Below are 241 nucleotides of genomic sequence, written 5' to 3'. Positions count from 1 at the left end.
CATCAAGACGGGGCTGTCCAGGCTGACCCCGAGGTACCGTGCGGCGACCGGAGGCGGTGTCGTGGCCTGGATGTTCCAGCGGATCTTCTTTACCTGGACGCCTTCGGAGCGCAGAATCGCGACCATCGGCCGTTTGTTCAGGTCGCGCTTGCGGTGCCGCAGCCCGAGGTCTGGCACCTGAACATTGTGCGTCACGCTTTGTACCTTGCCGTGCGCAGTCGCCACTCGAACCGCTTGCCAG

General features: G+C 64.3%; 1 protein-coding gene. It reads right to left on the bottom strand.

Annotated features, from left to right (window positions below; translation table 11 throughout):
- The coding region (locus KVT38_RS34085; RefSeq protein WP_217598128.1) for a UTRA domain-containing protein at nucleotides 1–241 on the bottom strand (241 nt) is incomplete at both ends.

It is taken from the genome of Cohnella sp. GbtcB17 (assembly GCF_019091135.1).
GTDB lineage: Bacteria > Bacillota > Bacilli > Paenibacillales > Paenibacillaceae > Cohnella.
The sequence above is the reverse complement of the archived record's forward strand: the minus strand, read 5'-3'. Positions and strand labels throughout refer to the sequence as shown.